This window comes from Kitasatospora sp. NPDC059646 (genome assembly GCF_042734615.1).
GTDB lineage: Bacteria > Actinomycetota > Actinomycetes > Streptomycetales > Streptomycetaceae > Kitasatospora.
Map to the genome: position 1 here is coordinate 79,238 of NZ_JBHWDS010000025.1, position 19,149 is coordinate 98,386.

Sequence of the window (19,149 nt, forward strand, 5' to 3'; positions counted from 1 at the left end):
GCTGAAGCAACCTCGCACTCCTCTGCCGTCGGGTGACAGATAACATACCTTCCAATAGGTATGTTATGGGCGCAAGAGCAGCGGCAGGCGCTTCCGGGGCACCGAGGGGCGCGCGGCGGCGGTGGGGCCGCTGTTCGGCGTCGAACAGCGGCCCCGTCGCCGCGGTCAGCCGAGCGGGATGTCCACTGCGAGGTGCCCGGACAGCGCGCGCAGGAAGTCCGGGGCGTCGAAGACCGCTCCCGCCGAGGCCACGCCGGTCGTCCTGGTCCGGCCGGCGAGGATGCGGTCGACGGCCTCCACCGCGAGCGGTGCGCTGACCGCGTAGATGTCCCGCCCTGCCGCGGCCGCGCGACGCTCCGTGCCGCCGGAGCGGACCAGGACGTCCACCACGAAGGTCTGCGCCGAGCGGCCGCGCCCGTCCACGGCGGTCGGCGGGGCCGGATCGGGGGCCGCCAGGTCCGCGGCGGCCCGCACGGTCAGGTAGCTCCGCACCTCCGGGACGTCCAGGTGGCTGGGGACGGTGACCACGTCCGCCATGGTGAACTCCCCCAGGACCGGCTGCGGGCCCAGCGGGGCCGGGAGCGGCCACACCACGGTCGGCAGCGCGTCGCCGTGGTACTCCAGCCGGCCGCCGGTGAACCGGACCCGGCGGCCGCCCCGCCGCCGCCCCGACACGGCGCCCGCGGCGAGGGTGCCGGCCGTCGGGTGCCAGCTGCTCAGCCCGTAGGCGACGTGCGCCTCGTCCGCCGACGTCCACTCGGCCATCGCCGCGGTGACCAGCAGGTCGCCGAGCGCGCCGAAGAACGCCATCGCCGGGACCACCGCGACGCCCGCGGCCCGGGCGCGCGGCCCGAAGCGTGCGAAGGTGTCGAGGTTGGCCTCGATCTCCGCCGCCACGTCGACGTACGGGATGCCCGCCCGGAGCGCCGCCTCCACCAGCGGCGCGGCCGTGTCGGCGAACGGCCCGGCGCAGTTGACCACGGCGGCCGCGCCGCGCAGCGCCCGGTCGAGCGCGGCCGGGTCGTCGACCGCCGCCGGCCGCGCCCGGTGGCCGGGTCCGGCCTGGGCCAGCGCCGCCAGCCGGTCCCGGTCGCGGCCGACGAGCAGCGGGACGTACCCGCGCCCGTGCAGCTCCGCCACCACGAACCGGCCGGTGTGCCCGTAGGCCCCGTAGACCGCCACGATCCGGCCCGGATCCATGCCTGCTCCCCGCGTGCTCGACGACGTGGCCGAGGTGTTCGACCGGGGACGATCCTGTCCGCTCCGGAGGTCCGCGCCCAGTGTCCGGAACGACACGACCCGTACAATTTCCGACATGACTTCCGCGCCGCGCTCCGTCGCGATCGCCGCCACGGACGGGATGCTGCACCTCGAACTCGCCCTGGCGTACGAGGTGTTCGGCTCGGCCCCGGCCGCCGTCGCGGGTCCCTGGTACGACCTCCGGGTGTGCGGCCCGCGCGCCGTCCGGGTCGGCCGGTTCCGGCTGGAGCCGGACTGCGGGCTCGACCGGCTGGCCGACGCCGGGACCGTGATCGTCCCCGCCCTGGCCGACGTCGACCGGGACCCGCCGGCCGAGCTGGTCGACGCGGTCCGCGCGGCCCACCGGGCGGGCGCGCGGGTGGTCTCGCTGTGCACGGGAGCCTTCGTGCTCGCCGCCGCCGGACTGCTGGACGGGCTGCCCGCGACCACGCACTGGGCGCACACCGAGGAGCTGGCCGCCCGCCACCCGCTGGTCGAGGTCGACCCGGACGTCCTCTACGTCGACAACGGCAGCGTGCTCACCTCCGCCGGCAAGACCGCGGCGATGGACCTGTGCCTGCACCTGGTCCGCCGCGACCACGGCGCGGCGGTCGCCAACCTGGTCGCCCGGCGGCTGGTCGTCCCGCCCCACCGGGCCGGCGGGCAGGCCCAGTTCGTCCTCACCCCGGTGCCCGAACAGGACGGGCACCCGCTGGCCGAGCTGCTCCCGTGGGCGCTGCGGCGGCTGGACCGGCCGCTCACCGTCGAGGACCTGGCCCGCCGGGCGAACCTGAGCTCGCGTCACCTCGGCCGCCTGTTCCGCGCGGTGACCGGCACCACCCCGCTGCAGTGGCTGCTGACCCAGCGGATCCGCCGCGCCCAGGAGCTGCTGGAGACCACCGACCACAGCATCGACGCCGTCGCCGAGGCCTCCGGGCTGGGCACGGCGGCCACGCTGCGCCGGCACTTCCACCGCGTGCTCGGCGTCCCGCCGGACGCCTACCGCCGTACCTTCCGGGCCTGAGCCCGGACCGGCGGCGGTCAGGAGGCGGCGAGGGCCTCGGCGTACGCGGCCGCGGCGGCCCGGGGGTCGAGCGCGCGGTGCGTGGCGGCGGTGGTGATGTCGCGCCAGTGCCGCTGGAGCGGGTCGTGCGGGTGGTGGGCGCGGGCGCCGGAGGCGTGGAACAGCCGGTCGGCGGCGGCGACGGACCAGGCGGCGGCGGTGGCCGCGTCGCGCCGGCTGCGCGCGGTGAGCAGCGGAGTGGGCCCGGTGCGGTCCGCGTCGTGCGCCGCGCGTTCGAGGAGCAGCCGGGCGGCGTCGATCCGGGCCGAGCTCTCGGCCAGGAGGCGCTCGGTGTCCGGGTGCGGGGGAGCGGTGGCGCGCCAGGCGTCGAGCGCTCCCAGGGCCGCGCCGACGATCGGCATGGCGAACATCGGCGCGCCGACCATCAGCGACGGGACGCGGTGGCACGGGGCGGTGCTGTCGTCCAGCGGCTGTTCGAGCCGGCCGAAGGCGAAGCCGAGGTGGCGGGGGACGTGCGTGGGGGCCAGTTGGACGCTGTGGCTGCCGGTGCCGCGCATGCCGAGGGTGTGCCAGCTGTCGAGGATCGTCCAGTGGGCGCGGGGGACGGCGAAGATGCGGTGTTCGGGCCCCGCGGGGCCGGGGACGAGGGCGCCGAGCAGGATCCACTGCGCGTGGGTGACGCCGCTGGCGGTGTTCCACCGGCCCTGGAGGAGCCACCCGCCGTCCTCCTCGACGGCCGTTCCCTGCGGGGCGATCGAGGTGGCGATCAGGGTGTCGGGGCCGTCGGCCCACAGCTCCCGGCGTCCCGGTTCGGGCAGGTAGGAGGCGAGCCGTCCGTGGGCGGCGTACAGGGTGGCGCACCAGGCGGTGGACAGGCAGGTCCGGCCGAGTTCGGTGGCGGCGTCCAGCAGGGCGGAGAAGGTGCCGGCGGTTCCGCCGAGGTGCCGGGGGACGAAGTGCCGGGCGAAGCCGGCCCGGGCGATCGCCGTCGCGGCCCGGGCGCTGATGCGGCGCCGGCGGTCGGTGGCGAGGTGCTCGCGGCGGGCGATCTGCGCGATGTTCCGCACCGCGGCCTCGTCGAAGCCGGCGCGTCCGGGAGCGGGCGCGGTCGATCGCGGGGCGGCGGGGGCGGTCAGGACGGGGTTCACCGGCCCACCTGGAACGGGACGGTCGGGCGCGGGGCGCCGCGGCGTGCGGCGGGGACGCGGGGGAGGTGGGTGAGCTGGGCCGTGGCGAGCGCGGTGGGCCCCTGGGCGGCGGTGAGCCGGGTGGTGCGCAGCCCGGCGGCGGCGCCCGGCTCGGCGGTGAGCAGGACGGGGGCGTCCGGCTCGCCGAAGGCGTTGAACGTCGCGGCGAGGCGGGTCAGGCCGGACCGGGCCGCGGCGCCGGGCGGGGCGGCGGCGGTGGCGGCCTGCAGGAACGCCTCCAGCAGGACCATGCCGGGGGTGTGGTCGCAGGGGTGGTCGTACAGCACCGGGTGGGTGGTGTCGACGTCGAGGCGGAAGGCGCCGGGGGCGTCCTCGGGGGTGCGGGCGAGCACCACGTCCCGCTGCTGGGCGCAGCCGGCCTCGTGGGCGGCGAGCCGCCGGGGGGCGAGGGCTTCGGGGGTGCGGGCGGCGGCCAGCGCGTCCTGGCGGGCCCGGGTGCGGGCCAGCGCGTAGAGGCGCGGGTCGAGGATCTCCCAGCGCATCCGGACCCGGGCCAGGGCGGCGCCGTCGGCGAGCACGGTCGCGTCGAGGGTCATGGCCTGGCGGCGGGGCGTGCGGGCGTTGCGGGTGCAGGTGATGTCGAGCAGCACCGGGCGCGGGGCCGGGGCGGCGGGGGCGCCGCTGCTCAGTTCCAGTTCGAGGGTGTTGAGCACGAAGGGGTGGTCGCGGGGCGCGCCGTAGAAGGCGTGCGACAGGTGGATCAGGCTCTGGCGGGCGGTCTCCACCACCAGCAGCGGGTCGGCGGCTCCGGCGGCGGGGCCGGGGCGGGCGCCGGCGCCGGGGAGGAAGCGGTCGCGGTGCCAGCGGGCGGCGACCGCAACGTGGTCCTCGGCCAGGCGGAGCGCGTCGGTGAGGAAGACCTCCCCGGCGGCGCTCTTGTGGACGGCGTCGGGCGACATGAGCGACGAGAAGGACAGCCCGCGGGCGGGCGTGCGGTGCGACGGTGCGACGGTGCTGGTGGTCATTCCGATCTCCCCATTCGGGACGTACCGAGCGATGGCCGCCGACGCCTCGGAAGCCCTCGGAAGGGCCTGGCCGGGCGGCCGTTTGAGCACGATGAGAAAATATACCTCTGGGAAGGTATATTGCTAGGGGGATTCGAACGTGAGGAAGGAACAGTGAGCTGTGACTCAGAGACAGGCTGACCCGACCCCGCCGCTGTGGTCGACGGCCAGGGCGGGTGCGTCCTCGGTCCCGCAGGGGCCCGACCTGCGGCAGGACCGGGCGGTGCGCACCCGTGCGGAGATCCTGCGCTGCGCGGCGCGGCTCTTCGCGGAGCGGGGCTACCAGCAGACCGGCATCAAGGACGTCGCCGAGCAGGTGGGGATGACCAAGGGCGCCGTCTACTTCCACTTCCCCAACAAGCAGGCCCTCGCGGTGGCGGTGGTCGAGGCGCTCTACGCGACCTGGCCCCGCACGCTGGAGGCGGTCCGGGCCAAGGGCCTGTCCCCGCTGGACACCGTGATCGAGATGTTCAACGAGGCGACCTCGGCCTTCCTGAACGACCCGATCATGCAGGCGGGCACCCGCCTGCAGAACGAGCGCGACGTCATCGACGTCGAGCTCCCGCTGCCCTACGTGGACTGGACGACGCTGATCTCCTCGCTGCTGCGCGAGGCCGCCGCCCAGGGCCAGCTGGCCGAGGACGTGGACCCGGAGGTCGCCGCCCGGGTCGCCGTCGCCGCCTTCTTCGGCGCGCAGCACATCTCCAACAACCTCTACGACCGCGCGGACTTCGCCGAACGCTGGAGGGAGGTGCGGGACCTGCTGTTCCCGGCCCTGCGCGCCAAGCCGCGCGGCCCGGCCGGCGGCTGACCCGCGAACCCCCTCCGCGGAGGGGGTGACCGCCCGCCCCGGCCGCCGGGGGCCGGGTGCGGGTGCGGCGGGCCCGTCCGCCCGGGTCCGCCGGGCGGCGGTTCGGCCTGCCCGGCGCGCTCCGGGCGGGCCCGGTTCGGCCCGCCCGGTCGGGGCGGGCCAGGGGCAGAGGAGCTGGTGGTGTCATTGGCCGCGCGCCTGGTGTTCAGCGACGTCGACGAGACGCTGATCGACCGCAAGAGCATGTTCGACTTCCTCGACTTCTACCTCGGCCGCCGCTACGGGCCGGCCGGGCTGCGGCGGGCCCGCGCGGTGCGCGCGGACCTGGCGGAGGCGGTCGCGTCCGGGGTGCCGCGGGAGCGCGCGAACCGGCGGTACTACCGGGCGTGGGTCGGCGAGCCGGCCGCGGCGGTGGGGGAGGCGGGCCGCGAGTGGTTCGCGGAGCGGGCCCGGGAGGACGGCTTCTGGATCGCGCCGGTCCGCGACGCGCTGGCCGCCCACCGGGCGGCCGGCGACCGGATCGTGCTGGTCTCCGGTTCGTTCGCGGCGGTGGTCAAGCCGCTCGCCCGGCACGTGGGGGCGACGGCCGCGCTGTGCAGCCGGCCCGAGGTGCGCGGCGGGGTGCTCACCGGCGCACTGGCGGGCGCGCCGGTGATCGGCGAGGAGAAGCGCCGCCTGGTGCGGGGGATGCTGGGCGCCCTGCCGCACGTCGATCCGGCCCGCTGCTACGCCTACGGCGACCACGTGTCCGACCTCCCGATGCTCTCCGAGGTCGGGCACCCCGTCCTGGTCGGCGCCCCGCAACTCGCCGCCCGCCTGCCCGGGGCCCGGGTGCTGCCCGCGCCGACGGCACCGGTCGACGGCCCCGTACTCAGTCGAATGTTCGTCTCCGCCTCCGGCGGATGGCTCTGACCTGGGCAAATGCCCGCGATTCGGTACCGCTCGGGCGGAGCAGGATCAGCGGGAAAGAAAATACCTTCCCAAAGGTATGTTGCCTGTGGCACGATCGGATCATCGCGGTAAACCCCGCTCTCAGGAGAATTCCTACCCGTAGGAATCTTCTTCGGGCGGTCGAGTGCAGACGTCCACGCTGAGACGAGGTTGGATTCGATGAGCAGGTCCTCATCCGTAACCCTGGAACGCCCGGAACGCTCCGGCTCCCCGCTGCGGGGCGAGGGTCCGTCGTCCGTCGAGATCGCGCTCCGCTGGGGCGACGTGGACTCCTACGGGCACGTCAACAACTGCGAGATCGTGCGGATCATCGAGGAGGCCCGGGTCCGGTGGCTGCTCGCCGGCGGGGTCTTCGAGGGTGAGGCCGCGGTCGTGGCCTCCCACGAGATCGGGTACCTGCGGCCGCTGCGGTACTCGGTGGAGCCGGTGGCCGTCGAGCTGTGGACGTCGAACATCCGGCGGTCGAGCTTCGAGTTCAACTTCCGGATCCTCGACGACCGCAAGCGGGTCAGCGTGAAGGCGGTGAGCCGGATGGTCGTGTTCGACCTGGAGACCCAGGAGTGCCGGAGCATCGGTCCGAGGCTGCGCGAGCACCTGGACCGGGCCGGCGGCGCCCGTCTGTAGTCCCTCCGTCCCCACGGTCGCGCGGTCCGTCCGCGCGGCGGCTGCCCGGTGCACCGGTCGGCGCGGGGCCTCCGGCAGGTGCGGGCGACCGGCCTGCGGAGGCGGCCCGGTCGGCGCGGTCATCGGTCCGGCGCGAAGCCGTCGCCACCTGATTGACCGTGGCCGGTCAAATTTTCTTCTTCTCTCTCATATGGCAGGAGTGTTCTCGGTGCAGCTCGACGCGGATCGGTTGTCCGCCCTCGGTGAGTATTTCGACCGGCAGGTCGAGGAAGGCCGGTTGCCCGGCTGGACGTGCGTGGTCGCCCAGCGCGGGGAGGTGAAGTACGCGGCGTCCGGCGGGATGGCGGACGTCGCCAAGGGCAGCCCGATGAAGACCGACAGCGTGTTCCGGGCCTGGTCGCTGAGCAAGGCGATGACCTCGGTGGCGTTCATGACGCTGGTCGAGAAGGGCCTGGTCGCCCTGAACGACCCGGTCGCCGACTACCTGCCGGGCTACGACCGGATGCGGGTCTACCGGGCGGGCCTCGCGGAGGCGCCGATCACCGAGGGCCTGGTCGAGCCGATGCGGATCTGGCACCTGCTCACCCACACCTCGGGCCTCGGCTACGGCTCCCACCAGTCCCACGCGGTGGACTCCCTGTACTCCGGCGCCGGCTACGCGCTGGGCGTGCCGCCGGAGACCGACCTGAAGGCCGCCACCGAGGCCTGGGGCTCCTTCCCGCTGCGCTTCCAGCCCGGCACCGCCTGGAACTACGGCGTCAGCACCGACGTGCTGGGCCGCGTCATCGAGGTGGTCTCCGGCCGCAGCCTGGACGCCTACCTCGCCGAGGCGCTGTTCGAGCCCCTCGGCCTGCGCGACACCGGCTTCCACGTCGCGGAGTCCGAGGCCCACCGCTACGCCGAGATCTACACCCCCGGCCCGGAGGGCGGCCTCGCCCCGCTCGGCCTGCCGGTCGACACCAAGACGCCGCTGTTCCTCTCCGGCGGCGGCGGCATCTACACCACGGCCGAGGACTACACCGCCTTCCTCGGCATGCTCGCCGCCGACGGCCGCATCGCCGGCACCGACGAGTACCTGCTGTCGCCGATGACCGTCGCCTCGATGCGCTCCAACCACCTGCCCGGCGACACCACCCTCGGGTCCGGCTACGGCTACTGGCCCGTCCCCGCGATCAACGAGCTGATGACGTCCGTCGGCTTCGGCCTCGGCTTCATGACCGTCAAGACGCCGCACCAGAGCCACCTGCTGACCCGCGAGGGCGAGTACGGCTGGCTCTCGGCGAGCAGCACCAACTTCTTCGTCGACCCCTCGACGGGCGTGACCGCGGTGATCGTCCCGCAGCTGTTCCCGTCGCGGACCCTGCCGATCGCGAACCGGCTGCGCCAGTTCGTCTACCAGTCCTACCGGTGAAAGGAAACCGCCCCATGACCACCGTGACCGCCAAGGCGCCCCCCGCGGCGCCCGCGACGGAGGGCTTCAGCGGATTCGGACAGGCGACGCTGCTGGTCGCCGCGGCCCTGACCACCGTCGACGCGTTCATCGTGAACGTCGCCCTGCCGTCCATCCAGGACTCCTTCGAGGTCTCCGCGTCCACCTCGCAGTTCGTGGTCAGCTGCTACGGCATCACCTACGCCGTGCTGCTGGTCCTCGGCGGCCGCTTCGGCGACCGCTACGGGCGCCGCCGGCTGATCCAGATCGGCATCACGGCGTTCACCCTCGCCTCCCTGGCGTGCGGCCTCGCACCGAACATCGGCACCCTGATCGGCGCGCGCGTCGTGCAGGGCGCGGCCGCGGCACTGCTGCTGCCGCAGGTGCTGTCCACCATCCAGGCCGCGCTGGTCGAACCGGCCAAGACCCGGGCGGTCAGCCACTACGGCGCCGTCGGCGGCCTGTCGGCCGCGGTCGGGCAGCTGCTCGGCGGCCTGTTCGTGTGGGCCGACATCGCCGGCCTGGGCTGGCGGCCGATCTTCCTGGTCAACGTGCCGCTCGGCATCCTCGCCGTGATCGGCACCCGCCGCTGGGTGCCCGAGACCAGGGCCCAGCAGCGCCAGGGCGCGGACCTCGGCGGCACCGCCCTGTTCGGCGCGTTCGTGCTGGCACTGCTGATCCCGCTCAGCATGGGCCGCCAGTCGCACTGGCCGCTGTGGTGCTGGGCCCTGCTGGTGCTGGCCGCCGTCGCCGGCGTGGTGCTGTGGCGCTACGAGAAGGGCGTGGAGGACGGCGGCACCGCGCCGCTGATCTCGCCGGCCCTGCTGCGGCAGGCCGTGATGCGCCGGGGCCTGCTCGTCCTGGGCAGCGGCTTCCTCGCCTTCGGCGGCTTCATCTTCGTCTTCGCGCTGGCCCTGCAGGGCGGCAACGGCATGGACGCCTTCGAGTCCGGCCTGTCGATGGCGCCGATGGCGCTCGGCCAGTTCCTCGCGGCGGTGCGCGCCCCCAAGCTGATCGGCCGGATCGGCGTCCGCACCCTGCAGGCCGGCGGCGCCGCCCAGGTCCTCGGACTGGTCTGCCTGATCGTGCCCGCCCTGCTGTGGTGGCCCCACCTGCACTTCTACCACCTGATCGCCGGCATGTTCCTGATCGGCGTCGGCAACGGCCTGTTCGTGCCGACCGTCTACCGCACCGTGCTGTCCTCGATCCCGCCGGAGCGGATCGGCGTCGGCAGCGGCATCGTCACCACCACCCAGCAGACCACCCTGGCCCTGGGCGTCGCCCTGCTCGGCGCGGTCTTCGCGGGGGTGGGCGCGGCCGGCGGCGCCCGCGCCGGCTTCGTCGCGGTGGCCGCCGTCTTCCTCGCCATCGCCGCCCTGTTCACCCTGTTCGGCAACCACCTGCAGGTGCGGCGCGAGGACCAGGAGGCCTGATGCGCATCGACGGCCTCTACCTCAACGGCTGCGCCACCGCCTACCCCGCCACCCGCGTCCCGCTGTCCCTCGCCGTCGAGCAGGGGCTGCTCCACGACGCCGACGAGTCGCTGGGCGACCCGCAGGTCCCGGTCCACGACGAGGACCGCCCGGCCGCCGACCTCGCCGTCGACGCGCTGGAGCTGACCCTCAAGGAGACCGGCGCCGACCCCCGGCAGATCGACCTGCTGCTGCACTGCGGCTGGTGGCACCAGGGCTGGGACATCTGGAGCGCCGCCCACTACGTGGCGCACCGCACCGACGCGCTCGGCGCGCTGCCGGTCAACCTGTCGCAGGGCTGCAACGCCCCGATGGCCGCGCTGGAACTCGCCACCCGCTCGATGCTCGCCGACCCCGGCATCCGGACCGCCGCCGTCACCGCCTCCGACGCGATGCTCGCGCCCCGCGTCGACCGGTGGAACCTCAACTACGGCTGCGTCCACGGCGACGCCGGCACCGCGCTGCTGGTGCAGCGCGGGCCGGCCGCCGGCAACTCCTTCCGGATCCTCTCGGTGGCCTCCACCGCCGCCCCCGAACTCGAGGAGATGAACCGCTCCGGCCTGCCGCCCACCACCGGCCCCGCCCTGCGCGGCGACGGCACCGTGGACCTCAAGGCCGCCAAGAAGGCCTACCTGACGCAGTACGGCATCCAGGGCTTCACCAGCCGCTCCGGCGCCTCCCTCACGGCGTGCGTCGGCCGGGCGCTGGAGGACGCCGGCCTCACCGGCGCCGAGGAGCGGATCCGCACCGTCACCGTCCCCCGGCTGAGCCGGAAGATCTTCGACCAGGTCTACCGGCCGCTGCTCGGCCCGTTCTTCGGCGAGGACAAGCTCCGCTGGCAGGGCGGCGAGAGCGCCCACCTGGGCGTCGCCGACGTCGGCGCGAACATCGCCGACACCCACGCCCGCGGCGAACTGGACCCCGGCGACGTGACCGTGGTCGTCAACGCCGGCGGCGGCTACACCTGGTCGTGCCTGGTCCTGGAGGCGGCGTGATCGACGTCCTGATCGTCGGCGCCGGCCCCACCGGCCTGACCGCCGGCTGCCTGCTGGCCCGGGCCGGCCTGCGGGTGCGCGCCGTCCGCAAGCACCGGCCGTTCAGCGGCCACTCCCGGGCCTCGGTGATCTGGCCGCACGCCCTGGAGATCCTGGCGGACACCGGCGCCCTCGACGCCGTGGCCGCCACCGCCGGACGGGTCACCGCGCTCGGCTACTACTCCTCCGGCACGCCCATCGCCCGGTTCGAGATCGACCGGCTGACCGACACCCCGTTCGGCTACGCCCTGGGAGCCTCCCAGCACGACACCGAGGCCGCCCTGGAGGCGGCGTTCCGGGCGGCGGGCGGCGAACTCGAGGACGGCGAGGTCGTCGACCTCGAACAGGACGACGGGCAGGTCAGGGTCCGCGTCCGCGCCGACGGCCGCGACCTCCAGCACACCGCCCGCTACCTGATCGGCGCCGACGGCGCGTCGAGCACCGTCCGGGACCTGCTCGGCATCACGATGGCGGACGTCGGGCCCCGGGTCCGGTTCCGGATCGCCGACGCCCTGGTCGACGGCCTGCCCGACGACGAGGCCGGCTACTGCTGGACACCCGGCGGAGGGCTGGCCATCGGCCCGCACGACCGCCACGCCTTCCGCCTCGCCCACCGGCTGGCGCCCGACTCCCCGGACGCCGCCGCACCCGCCGACCCGGCGACCTTCCAACGCATCCTCGACGAACGCGGCCCGCGCCACGTGCGCCCCGTCGTCCGGGAGATCCTCGCCACCGCCGACTTCGACACGCGTTTCGCCGTCGCCGACCGCTTCGGCGCCGGCCGGTGCTTCCTCGCGGGCGATTCCGCCCATCTGATGGCCCCGGCCGGCGGTCAGGGAATGAATGCCGGAATGCTTGACGCGGCGGCCGTCTCCCGGCGTATTGTCGAGGCACGGAAGAACGGCACGGAAGAGGATTTCCTGCCGGACTACGACACGGAACGGCAGAATGCGATCCGCCTGATCATGGCGACCGCCGTCGAGCACGCGAAGGACGGCGGACTCCGCGCCGAGGCCGACATCGCCGACCGTGACCGCCGCTACGCCGCCCTCGGCTCCGACCCGCAGGCCCATCTGGAGCGGGTCGCCAGGATGTGCCAACTGCACGTCCCCGGCCACCGGCCGGCCCGCGTCTGACCCGCCCCGGGCCCCGCCCCGGGAGGAATCTCCGGAGCAGTCCGCAGGAAATCCCGGGGCGGCCCCCGAAATCCGGGGAGAGAATCCCCGCCGCACGTTCCCGCGTGAATTCGAAGAATTCCCACAGAAATGGATGAAGAAGTGATCACTGTCGTTTCCGACGAGGTCGTCCGCGCCACCACCCTCGACATCATCGTGGACGAGCTGGAGCTCGACATCGAGCCGGCCGACGTCGACGTGGACGCCGACCTGATCGACGTCTACGGCGCCGACTCGCTCGGCCTGATCCAGGTGCTGGCCCGGGTGAACAAGCAGCTGTCGATCCGGGTGCCGCGCGAGCAGGTCGTCGACCTGCGCACGGTGTCCCTGCTGGTGCAGCGGATCATCGACATCCGCGACGGCAAGGGCGCCGACCAGTGAGCCGGGCGCGCCGAGTCGTGGTCACCGGCCTGGGCTGCGTGAGCAGCATCGGGACGGGGGCCAAGGAGTTCACCGAGGGCATCCGGGCCGGCCGCAGCGGCATCAGCCCGATCACCTCCTTCGACAGCAGCGACCTCCCGTCGCACCTGGCCGGCGAGGTCCAGGGGTTCGACCCCGCCGGCCTCGTCCGCGGCATCGACCTGCAGGAGTGGGGCCGCACCGCGCACTTCGCGGCCGCCGCCGCCCGGCTGGCCGTCGAGGACGCCGGCATCGAGTTCGACGAGGCCACCCGCGCCACCACCGGCGCGATCATCGGCACCACCAACGGCGAGGCGCCCTCCGTGGACACCCTCACCCGGCAGTGGCTGGAGGGCGGCCCGGCGAGCATCTCCACCGACCTGGTCGCCAAGATCCCCGCCGGGAACATCGCGGCGGCGGTCTCGGTCGAACTCGGCCTGTACGGCGAGACGGTGGTCATCCCGACCGCCTGCTCCGCGGCCAACTACGCGATCGGCAGCGCCGCCGACAAGATCGTCGCCGGCGAGTCCGACGTGATGGTGGCCGGCGGCGCGGACAGCGTCAACCGCTTCACCCACGCCGGCTTCCACAGCCTGGGCGCGGTCGCCGACGAGGTTCCGCAGCCGTTCGACCGGGACCGCACCGGCATCGTCACCGCCGAGGGCGGCGCCGTCCTGGTGCTGGAGGAACTGGAGCACGCCAAGGCCCGCGGCGCCCACATCTACGCCGAACTGCTCGGCTACGGGCTCAGCTGCGACGCCCACCACATCGTCCACCCGGACGCGGAGAGCATCGCCGACTGCATCCGGCGGGCGCACGCCCACGCCGGCATCGACGCCGACGACGTCGACTACATCAGCGCCCACGGCACCGGCACGCCCACCAACGACATCACCGAAGTCACCGCCACCCGGCTGGTGTTCGGCGACCGCCACCCGCCGATGAGCTCGCTGAAGTCGATGCTCGGCCACACCATGGGCGCGGCCAGCGGCTTCGGCGCGATCGCCTGCTGCAAGGCCATCGAAGAATCGTTCCTGCCGCCCACGATCAACCTCCGCACCGCGGACCCGGCGTTCGGCGAAGGCATCGACTTCGTCGGCACCGGCGCCCGGACCGCCGACGTCCGGATCGCGCAGAACCACGGCTTCGCGTTCGGCGGCAACAACGCCATCACCATTTTCGGCGCCTACACCGACCGCGAGCCGGCCGGAGCGCAGGAGGAAGGACGATGACCACCCAGGAACTCGGCATCACCCACGCGGCGGTCCTCTCCGCCGCCGGCGTCGGCCTCGACGCACTCCGCGCGCGGCTGCGCGAGCCCGCCGCCACCCCGCTGGGCGCCGACCCGGCCCCCGCGGACGCCGACCAGTACGCCGGCCTGCCGGGCCGCGTCGCCGCCGTCCCCGGCTTCGCGATCACCGACTACGTGCCCCGGAAGGGAACCAAGAACCTCGACCGCAGCACCGCCCTCGGCCTCGCCGCCAGCACCCTGCTCAAGCAGGGACTCGGCGAGCGGCCCGGCACCACCGACGCCTCCTGGGAGACCACCGGCATCGCCATGGGCACCACCGTCGGCAGCCTGCGCAGCAGCATCCAGCTCGACATCGACGTCATCGAGGGCAAGGGCATCGACCTGGTCAACCCCGCGGTCTTCCCCAACACCACGATGAACTGCTGCGCCAGCCAGATCGCCATCTGGCACCACTTCCGCGGCCCGAACTCCACCGTCGCCAACGGCACCGTCAGCGCCCTGTCCGCGCTGCGCTACGCCGCCCGGCTGATCCGCTGCGGGCACGCCCGCCGGATGCTGGTCGGCGGCGTCGAGGAACTGTCCCCGCACACCGCGTGGGGCACCCGCCTCAGGGGCGAGGTCGACGAGTCGGTGGCGATCGGCGAAGGGGCGGCCCTGCTCGCCCTGGAGCCCGCCGACGCCGACGGCCCGCCCGCGCTCGCCACCGTCACCGCCTGCGAGGTGCTGTTCACCCCCGAACGCGGCACCGAGGGACGCGCCGCCGCGCTGCGCCGCGCCGTGGACAGCGCCACCGCCGCGGCGGCCGCCGCCGGCGCCGACATCCGCCTGGTGCTGCCCGGCAACGTCGGCACCGCCCTCGCCGCCGCCGAACGGGCCGCCCTGGACGGCGCCGACGCCCTGGCCGGCGTCGAACGGGTCGACGTCCGCACCGCGGTCGGCGAGTGCGGCGGCGCCCTCGGCGCGATGCAGCTGGCCGCCGCGCTCGCCCTGGGCGAGCCCGGCAGCGCGGTGCTGATCACCGGCATCGACACCTCCGGCGCGGTCGCGGCGGCGGTCCTCACCCTCGGGGACGCCGCGTGACCCCGGCCGCGGCCCCGGTCCTGGCCGGGGCCCCGGCCCCGGCCGGCGCCCGGGTGCGCCGGGAGCTCGTGCACCGCGCCAACGAGCAGGAGGTGCTGGTCTCCCCGCCCCGTCCGGAGCCGGACGGCGGCTACCGCAGCAGCACCGCCACCGCCGCCGTCAGCCCCTACTACCGGGACCACCCCGGCCCGCCGCTGCTCGACGCGCTGCTGCTGGTCGAGGCCTGCCGGCAGGCCGCGCTCAGCGCCGCGCACGAGTTCGAGGGCCTGTCCACCGGCATCGCGTTCTTCTTCAACTCGATCGACCTGGAGATCACCGACCCGGCCGCGCTGGCCGCCGCCGGCGGCGAACTGGCGATCACCACCGGGTTCGAGGCGCTGCGGCTGCGGGCCGACGGCTCGCCCAAGCAGATCGCCTACACCCAGCACTGCGCCACCCCCGCCGGACAGCCGGCGGCCCGCGCCTCGATGGCGGTCCAGGGCGTTCCCAAGGACCGCTACCAGGAGCTGCGGGCCTACCAGCGGGCGGGCTCGCCCCCGCCGACCACCGCCGACCTGCGCGGTGCCGCGCCCCGGCCGGACACCCTGGCCGCCCCGCACCGGGTGGCGCGGACCCTCGCCGCCAACGTGGTCCTGGCGGACCTGCGCACCGGCGCGGGCGGCGGCGCCGTCGAGGCGACCCTGGCCCCCGACCTGGCCAACGCCAGCCTGTTCGACCACGACTACGACCACTTCCCGGCGATGGTGCTGATCGAGGCCGGCCGCCAGCTCGCCCTGCACGCCACCGGCGCCCCCACCGCCCACCTGGTCACCGCGGTCCGCGCGACCTTCCCGCAGTTCGCCGAACTCGACGCCCCCACCGAGGTGGTGGCGGTGCGCCGCGAGCAGTGGGTCGCCGTGGAGTGCCTCCAGCACGGCCTGCCCGTCACCCGCATGTCGTTCCGGGTCGCCCCGGCCGGGGAGGCGCGGTGACCGGCCACGCGATCTGGACCGACTTCCGCGGCGTCCTCACCCCGCCGCTGCGCGAGGGCCTGCGGCACTACTGCGAGGGCAAGCCGTTCACGCCCGAACAGCTCGGCCCGTGCCTGCGGGCGCTCGCCGACGCCCACGGCTGCCCGGACGGGATGGCCGTGCTGGACTCCGGGATCCTCGACGAGCGGCAGTGGACCCGCCGGATCGGCGAGGAGCTGTCCGCCCGGTACGGCATCGACGCCGACCTGTCCGGCCTCGGCGCCGAGTGGTGGAGCGACCGCCGGGTCGACACCGAGTGGATCGGCGCCCTGCTGCGCTGGCGCTCGGCGGGCGTCTTCGTCGGGATGATCTCCAACCTCCCCGCCGACTGGAAGGAGCACTTCGCCGGCTTCGGCCCCTGGGAGCAGATGTTCGACGAGGTGCTGCTCTCCTGCGACGTCGCCGCCCGCAAGCCCGACCCGCGGATGTTCCGCCTCGCCGAGCGCCGCTCCGGCCTCCCGCCGCAGGCCAACGTCCTGGTCGACGACCTGGACGACAACCTCGCCGGCGCCCGCCGCGCGGGCTGGACCGCGATCCCCGGCGGCGGGTCCGCCACCCCCGCCGCCATCGCCCGGATCGACGCCCTCCTGCGCACCCCCGCCACCGTTTCCGCCGCAACCGACACCCACCACTACCAGGGAGCAGCACGATGACCAGCCGAGGAGTGTTCGTCACCGGTGCCAGCCGAGGCATCGGCGCCGCGATAGCCGCCGACCTGAACAAGCGCGGCTACCGCGTGGTCGGCACCTCCCGCACCACCACGCCCGACCTGGAAGGCGTCTCCTTCGTCCACTGCGACGTCCGCGACGCGCAGTCGGTGGCCACCGCCGCCGCCCAGGCCCGCGAGATCCTCGGCGAGATCGACATCGTCGTCAACTGCGCCGGCATCATGAACGACGGCCTGCTGCTCACCCAGACCCACGAGGCCGTCCAGGACGTCCTGGACACCAACCTCACCGGCTCCATCAACGTCGCCCGCGAGACGGTGCCCGACATGATGGGCAACAAGTGGGGCCGGCTGGTGTTCGTCTCCTCGATCGTCGCGCTGTGGGGCTCGCCCGGGCAGGTCAACTACGCCGCCTCCAAGAGCGGACTGATCGGCCTGGCCCGCTCGCTGGCCTGGGAGCTCGGCCGCGCCGGCATCACCTCCAACGTGGTGCTGCCCGGCCTGGTCGAGACCGACATGATCGCCGACCTGTCCGACGCCCGCCGCAAGGAGATCATCTCCCAGACGCCGCTGCGCCGGACCGGACGCCCCGAGGAGGTGGCCGCCCTGGTCGCCTACCTGGTGTCCGAGGACGCCGGGTTCATCACCGGCTCGTCCATTCCGATCGGCGGCGGCGTCGGCATGGGCGTGTGACGCCGTGGCCGCCGCGTTCCCGATCCGCCGCGACTCCCGCCGGCTGCCGCTGGTCGCCGTGGACCACGTCGAGGCCGTCGAGGGCGGCTTCACCGGCCGCAAGCGGGTCACCGCCGACGACCCCTACCTCGCCGGGCACTTCCCCTCGCTGACCGTCTACCCCGGCGTGTTCCTGATCGAGAGCCTGCAGCAGATGCTCGAACTGCACCTCGACGGCGCCCTCGGCGGCGTCGAACTGGTCCGGATCGACTCCGCCCGGTTCAGCAGCCCCGCCCTCGCCGGCGACGACGTCCGGTTCGACGTCACGCTCACCGACGACGGCACCCACCTGACCACCCGCGCGGACTGCAGCACCGGGGGACGGCGCTGCGCCCGCATCAACGCGACGTGGAGGCACCGGACATGACGCAGTCCCACCCCGACCCGGGCGACCTGCTGCCGTACGGCTACCCCGCCCTGCACGTCGACCGGATCGTCCGGCACACGCCCGGCGAGCTGGAGGCCGTGAAGGCCGTGACCTACCACGAGCTGGACAGCCACCTGGGCAGCGCCCGGCCCGGCCGGTTCCCCGCCACGCTGGCCCTGGAGTCGTTCCTGCAGGCCTGCGGACTGCTGGTGCTCCAGGAGTCCGAGGACGCCTCCGGCCAGCTGCTGATCTTCGGCTCCGCCCGGGGCGTGCGGGTGCTCGGCGCGGTCGGCGCCGGCGAGCTGCTGGTGCACAGCGTCGAACTCGTCGACCGCGACGAGGAGACCGCCACCTTCACCGGCCGCTCCCGGGCGGCGGGCGACGGCCGGGTCGTCCTGGAGGTCGACCGCGCCATCACCCTGATCCGCCCGGCCGGCTCGCTCGACGCCGCCGCGGGCGCCGGCGCCGCCTGAGCCCCGGGCCCGACGGCCGACCGGCCCGTCCGGCCCGGGGCCCCACCCGCCGTACTGCGCACGCCCGTTCGACCGCACCACCCGTCCGTCCGTTCCGCCCGTCCGTCCGCTCGTGAAGGAGAACCGATCGTGTACCGCTACGTGGTGACCGCTCCCGGACAGGGAGTGCAACACCCCGGGATGCTCGACCCCTGGCTGGAGGGCGTCCCCGGGGCGCAGGCCCTGGTCGCCGACTGGTCGCGGGCGGCCGGCTTCGACCTGGCCGCGGCCGGCCGGGACGCCGAGCTGCTGGCCGACACGGCCTACGCGCAGCCGCTGATCGTCGCGGCCTCCCTGCTGTCGTACCGGCTGCTGTGCGAGCGGCTCCCACTGGCGGCCGGCGAGGTGCTGTTCGCCGGGCACTCGGTGGGCGAGCTGGCCGCCGCGTCCGCCGCCGGGTACCTCAGCCCGGGGGAGGCCGTCCGGCTGGCCCGGGTCCGCGGCGCGGCGATGTCCGCGGCGTGCGCCGTCGCCCCGACCGGCATGGCGGCCGTGATGCCGACCAAGCGGGCGGGGGCGACGGACGGTGAGATCGCCGCCGCCATCACCGCCGCCGGCCTCACCGTGGCCAACTGGAACGGCAGCCACCAGTTCGTGGCCGCCGGGCCGCTGGAGCGGGTCGAGGCGCTGGCCGCGGTGCCCGCCCCGGGCACCCGGGTCGCCCCGCTGGCCGTGGCCGGCGCGTTCCACACCTCGGCGATGGCGCCCGCCGTGGAGGCGTTCGCCCGCGCCGCCCGGCAGGCCCGGTTCGTCCCGTCCGCCGCGACGCTGCTGGGCAACGCCGACGGTGCGCCGGTCACCGGCCCCGACGAGCTGCGCAGCCGGCTGATCACCCAGATCATCGCCCCGGTCCGGTGGGACCTGTGCGCGCAGGCCGTCGCCCGCCTCGCCCCGGGCGCGCTGCACATCGAGCTGGCCCCGGCCGGCCCGCTGACCCGCCTGCTCCAGCGCACCGACCCGGACGCCCGCACCCTCGCCGTGCGGACCCCGGCGGACCTCCAGGAGCTCGCCGCGCCCGAGCGGGTGGCGGCGTGACGGCCACCGTGCGCAGTGGCGTCCAGGAGCTGCACGAGCTGCGGGAGCAGGTCCGCCGGGGCCCGAGTGAGAAGGCCACCGAGGCGCAGCACGCCAAGGGCAAGCTGACGGCGCGCGAGCGGAT

Annotated in this window: 19 protein-coding genes and 2 pseudogenes; 18 read left to right on the plus strand and 3 right to left on the minus strand. The window is 74.7% G+C overall.

The window, feature by feature from the left end; genetic code table 11:
- Window positions 1–165 precede the first annotated feature (165 nt).
- Window positions 166–1,200 (minus strand): saccharopine dehydrogenase NADP-binding domain-containing protein, encoded by a 1,035-nt coding sequence (locus ACFV1L_RS19590; RefSeq protein WP_380367423.1) that lies wholly within the window; start codon window positions 1,198–1,200, stop codon window positions 166–168.
- Between the two features lie 115 nt (window positions 1,201–1,315).
- Between ACFV1L_RS19590 and ACFV1L_RS19595 the strand changes: the two genes are divergently transcribed.
- A complete protein-coding gene (locus ACFV1L_RS19595) occupies window positions 1,316–2,263 on the plus strand; it encodes a GlxA family transcriptional regulator (protein WP_380367425.1) in 948 nt (315 codons plus the stop codon).
- Window positions 2,264–2,280: 17 nt separating this feature from the next.
- Here the strand turns inward: ACFV1L_RS19595 and ACFV1L_RS19600 are convergent, their stop codons facing one another.
- Window positions 2,281–3,411, minus strand: coding sequence for an acyl-CoA dehydrogenase family protein (locus tag ACFV1L_RS19600; protein ID WP_380367427.1), 1,131 nt, complete (start codon window positions 3,409–3,411; stop codon window positions 2,281–2,283).
- Window positions 3,408–4,436: a ScbA/BarX family gamma-butyrolactone biosynthesis protein gene (locus ACFV1L_RS19605; RefSeq protein WP_380367429.1), complete on the minus strand. Its 1,029-nt coding sequence runs from the start codon at window positions 4,434–4,436 to the stop codon at window positions 3,408–3,410. Before ACFV1L_RS19605 ends, ACFV1L_RS19600 begins: the two co-directional genes overlap by 4 nt.
- A 160-nt stretch (window positions 4,437–4,596) precedes the next feature.
- Here ACFV1L_RS19605 and ACFV1L_RS19610 point away from each other — a divergent pair, with 160 nt between their 5' ends.
- The 17 genes and pseudogenes from ACFV1L_RS19610 to ACFV1L_RS19690 form a co-directional block, all read left to right on the plus strand.
- A complete protein-coding gene (locus ACFV1L_RS19610; RefSeq protein ID WP_380367431.1) occupies window positions 4,597–5,286 on the plus strand; it encodes a ScbR family autoregulator-binding transcription factor in 690 nt (229 codons plus the stop codon).
- A gap of 180 nt (window positions 5,287–5,466) precedes the next feature.
- Window positions 5,467–6,198 (plus strand): HAD family hydrolase, encoded by a 732-nt coding sequence (locus tag ACFV1L_RS19615; RefSeq protein WP_380367433.1) that lies wholly within the window; start codon window positions 5,467–5,469, stop codon window positions 6,196–6,198.
- 198 nt (window positions 6,199–6,396) lie between these two features.
- Entirely contained in the window at window positions 6,397–6,861 is a 465-nt protein-coding gene (locus tag ACFV1L_RS19620; RefSeq protein WP_380367435.1) for an acyl-CoA thioesterase, read from the plus strand.
- A 190-nt stretch (window positions 6,862–7,051) separates the two neighbouring features.
- On the plus strand, window positions 7,052–8,272 hold the full coding sequence (locus ACFV1L_RS19625) for a serine hydrolase domain-containing protein (protein WP_380367437.1): 1,221 nt from the start codon (window positions 7,052–7,054) through the stop codon (window positions 8,270–8,272).
- A 14-nt stretch (window positions 8,273–8,286) separates the two neighbouring features.
- Window positions 8,287–9,723 (plus strand): MFS transporter, encoded by a 1,437-nt coding sequence (locus ACFV1L_RS19630; RefSeq protein ID WP_380367438.1) that lies wholly within the window; start codon window positions 8,287–8,289, stop codon window positions 9,721–9,723.
- Window positions 9,723–10,757, plus strand: coding sequence for a ketoacyl-ACP synthase III family protein (locus ACFV1L_RS19635; RefSeq protein WP_380367440.1), 1,035 nt, complete (start codon window positions 9,723–9,725; stop codon window positions 10,755–10,757). Before ACFV1L_RS19630 ends, ACFV1L_RS19635 begins: the two co-directional genes overlap by 1 nt.
- Window positions 10,754–11,932 carry an FAD-dependent oxidoreductase gene (locus ACFV1L_RS19640; protein ID WP_380367442.1) on the plus strand — a complete coding sequence of 393 codons (1,179 nt, stop codon included), beginning with the start codon at window positions 10,754–10,756 and terminating at the stop codon, window positions 11,930–11,932. Before ACFV1L_RS19635 ends, ACFV1L_RS19640 begins: the two co-directional genes overlap by 4 nt.
- A gap of 141 nt (window positions 11,933–12,073) precedes the next feature.
- Window positions 12,074–12,352 (plus strand): acyl carrier protein, encoded by a 279-nt coding sequence (locus ACFV1L_RS19645; RefSeq protein ID WP_380367444.1) that lies wholly within the window; start codon window positions 12,074–12,076, stop codon window positions 12,350–12,352.
- A 17-nt stretch (window positions 12,353–12,369) separates the two neighbouring features.
- On the plus strand, window positions 12,370–13,602 hold the full coding sequence (locus ACFV1L_RS19650; RefSeq protein WP_380367463.1) for a beta-ketoacyl-[acyl-carrier-protein] synthase family protein: 1,233 nt from the start codon (window positions 12,370–12,372) through the stop codon (window positions 13,600–13,602).
- A complete protein-coding gene (locus ACFV1L_RS19655; protein WP_380367446.1) occupies window positions 13,599–14,702 on the plus strand; it encodes a beta-ketoacyl synthase N-terminal-like domain-containing protein in 1,104 nt (367 codons plus the stop codon). The genes ACFV1L_RS19650 and ACFV1L_RS19655 overlap by 4 nt, the downstream gene beginning before the upstream one ends.
- Window positions 14,699–15,673, plus strand: a complete 975-nt coding sequence (locus ACFV1L_RS19660; protein ID WP_380367447.1) for an AfsA-related hotdog domain-containing protein — start codon at window positions 14,699–14,701, stop codon at window positions 15,671–15,673. The genes ACFV1L_RS19655 and ACFV1L_RS19660 overlap by 4 nt, the downstream gene beginning before the upstream one ends.
- Window positions 15,670–16,365 (plus strand): HAD family hydrolase, encoded by a 696-nt coding sequence (locus ACFV1L_RS19665; protein ID WP_380367449.1) that lies wholly within the window; start codon window positions 15,670–15,672, stop codon window positions 16,363–16,365. Before ACFV1L_RS19660 ends, ACFV1L_RS19665 begins: the two co-directional genes overlap by 4 nt.
- On the plus strand, window positions 16,362–17,072 hold the full coding sequence (locus tag ACFV1L_RS19670; RefSeq protein ID WP_380367451.1) for an SDR family oxidoreductase: 711 nt from the start codon (window positions 16,362–16,364) through the stop codon (window positions 17,070–17,072). The genes ACFV1L_RS19665 and ACFV1L_RS19670 overlap by 4 nt, the downstream gene beginning before the upstream one ends.
- Window positions 17,073–17,076: 4 nt before the next feature.
- Window positions 17,077–17,478, plus strand: a complete 402-nt coding sequence (locus ACFV1L_RS19675; RefSeq protein ID WP_380367453.1) for a hypothetical protein — start codon at window positions 17,077–17,079, stop codon at window positions 17,476–17,478.
- Complete coding sequence (locus tag ACFV1L_RS19680) at window positions 17,475–17,951, plus strand: 3-hydroxyacyl-ACP dehydratase FabZ family protein (RefSeq protein WP_380367455.1); 477 nt, start codon at window positions 17,475–17,477, stop codon at window positions 17,949–17,951. The genes ACFV1L_RS19675 and ACFV1L_RS19680 overlap by 4 nt, the downstream gene beginning before the upstream one ends.
- 165 nt (window positions 17,952–18,116) lie before the next feature.
- A pseudogene (locus tag ACFV1L_RS19685) lies at window positions 18,117–18,719 on the plus strand (ACP S-malonyltransferase); the annotation flags it as partial.
- A 125-nt stretch (window positions 18,720–18,844) separates the two neighbouring features.
- Window positions 18,845–19,149, plus strand: a pseudogene (locus tag ACFV1L_RS19690) (hypothetical protein); the annotation flags it as partial.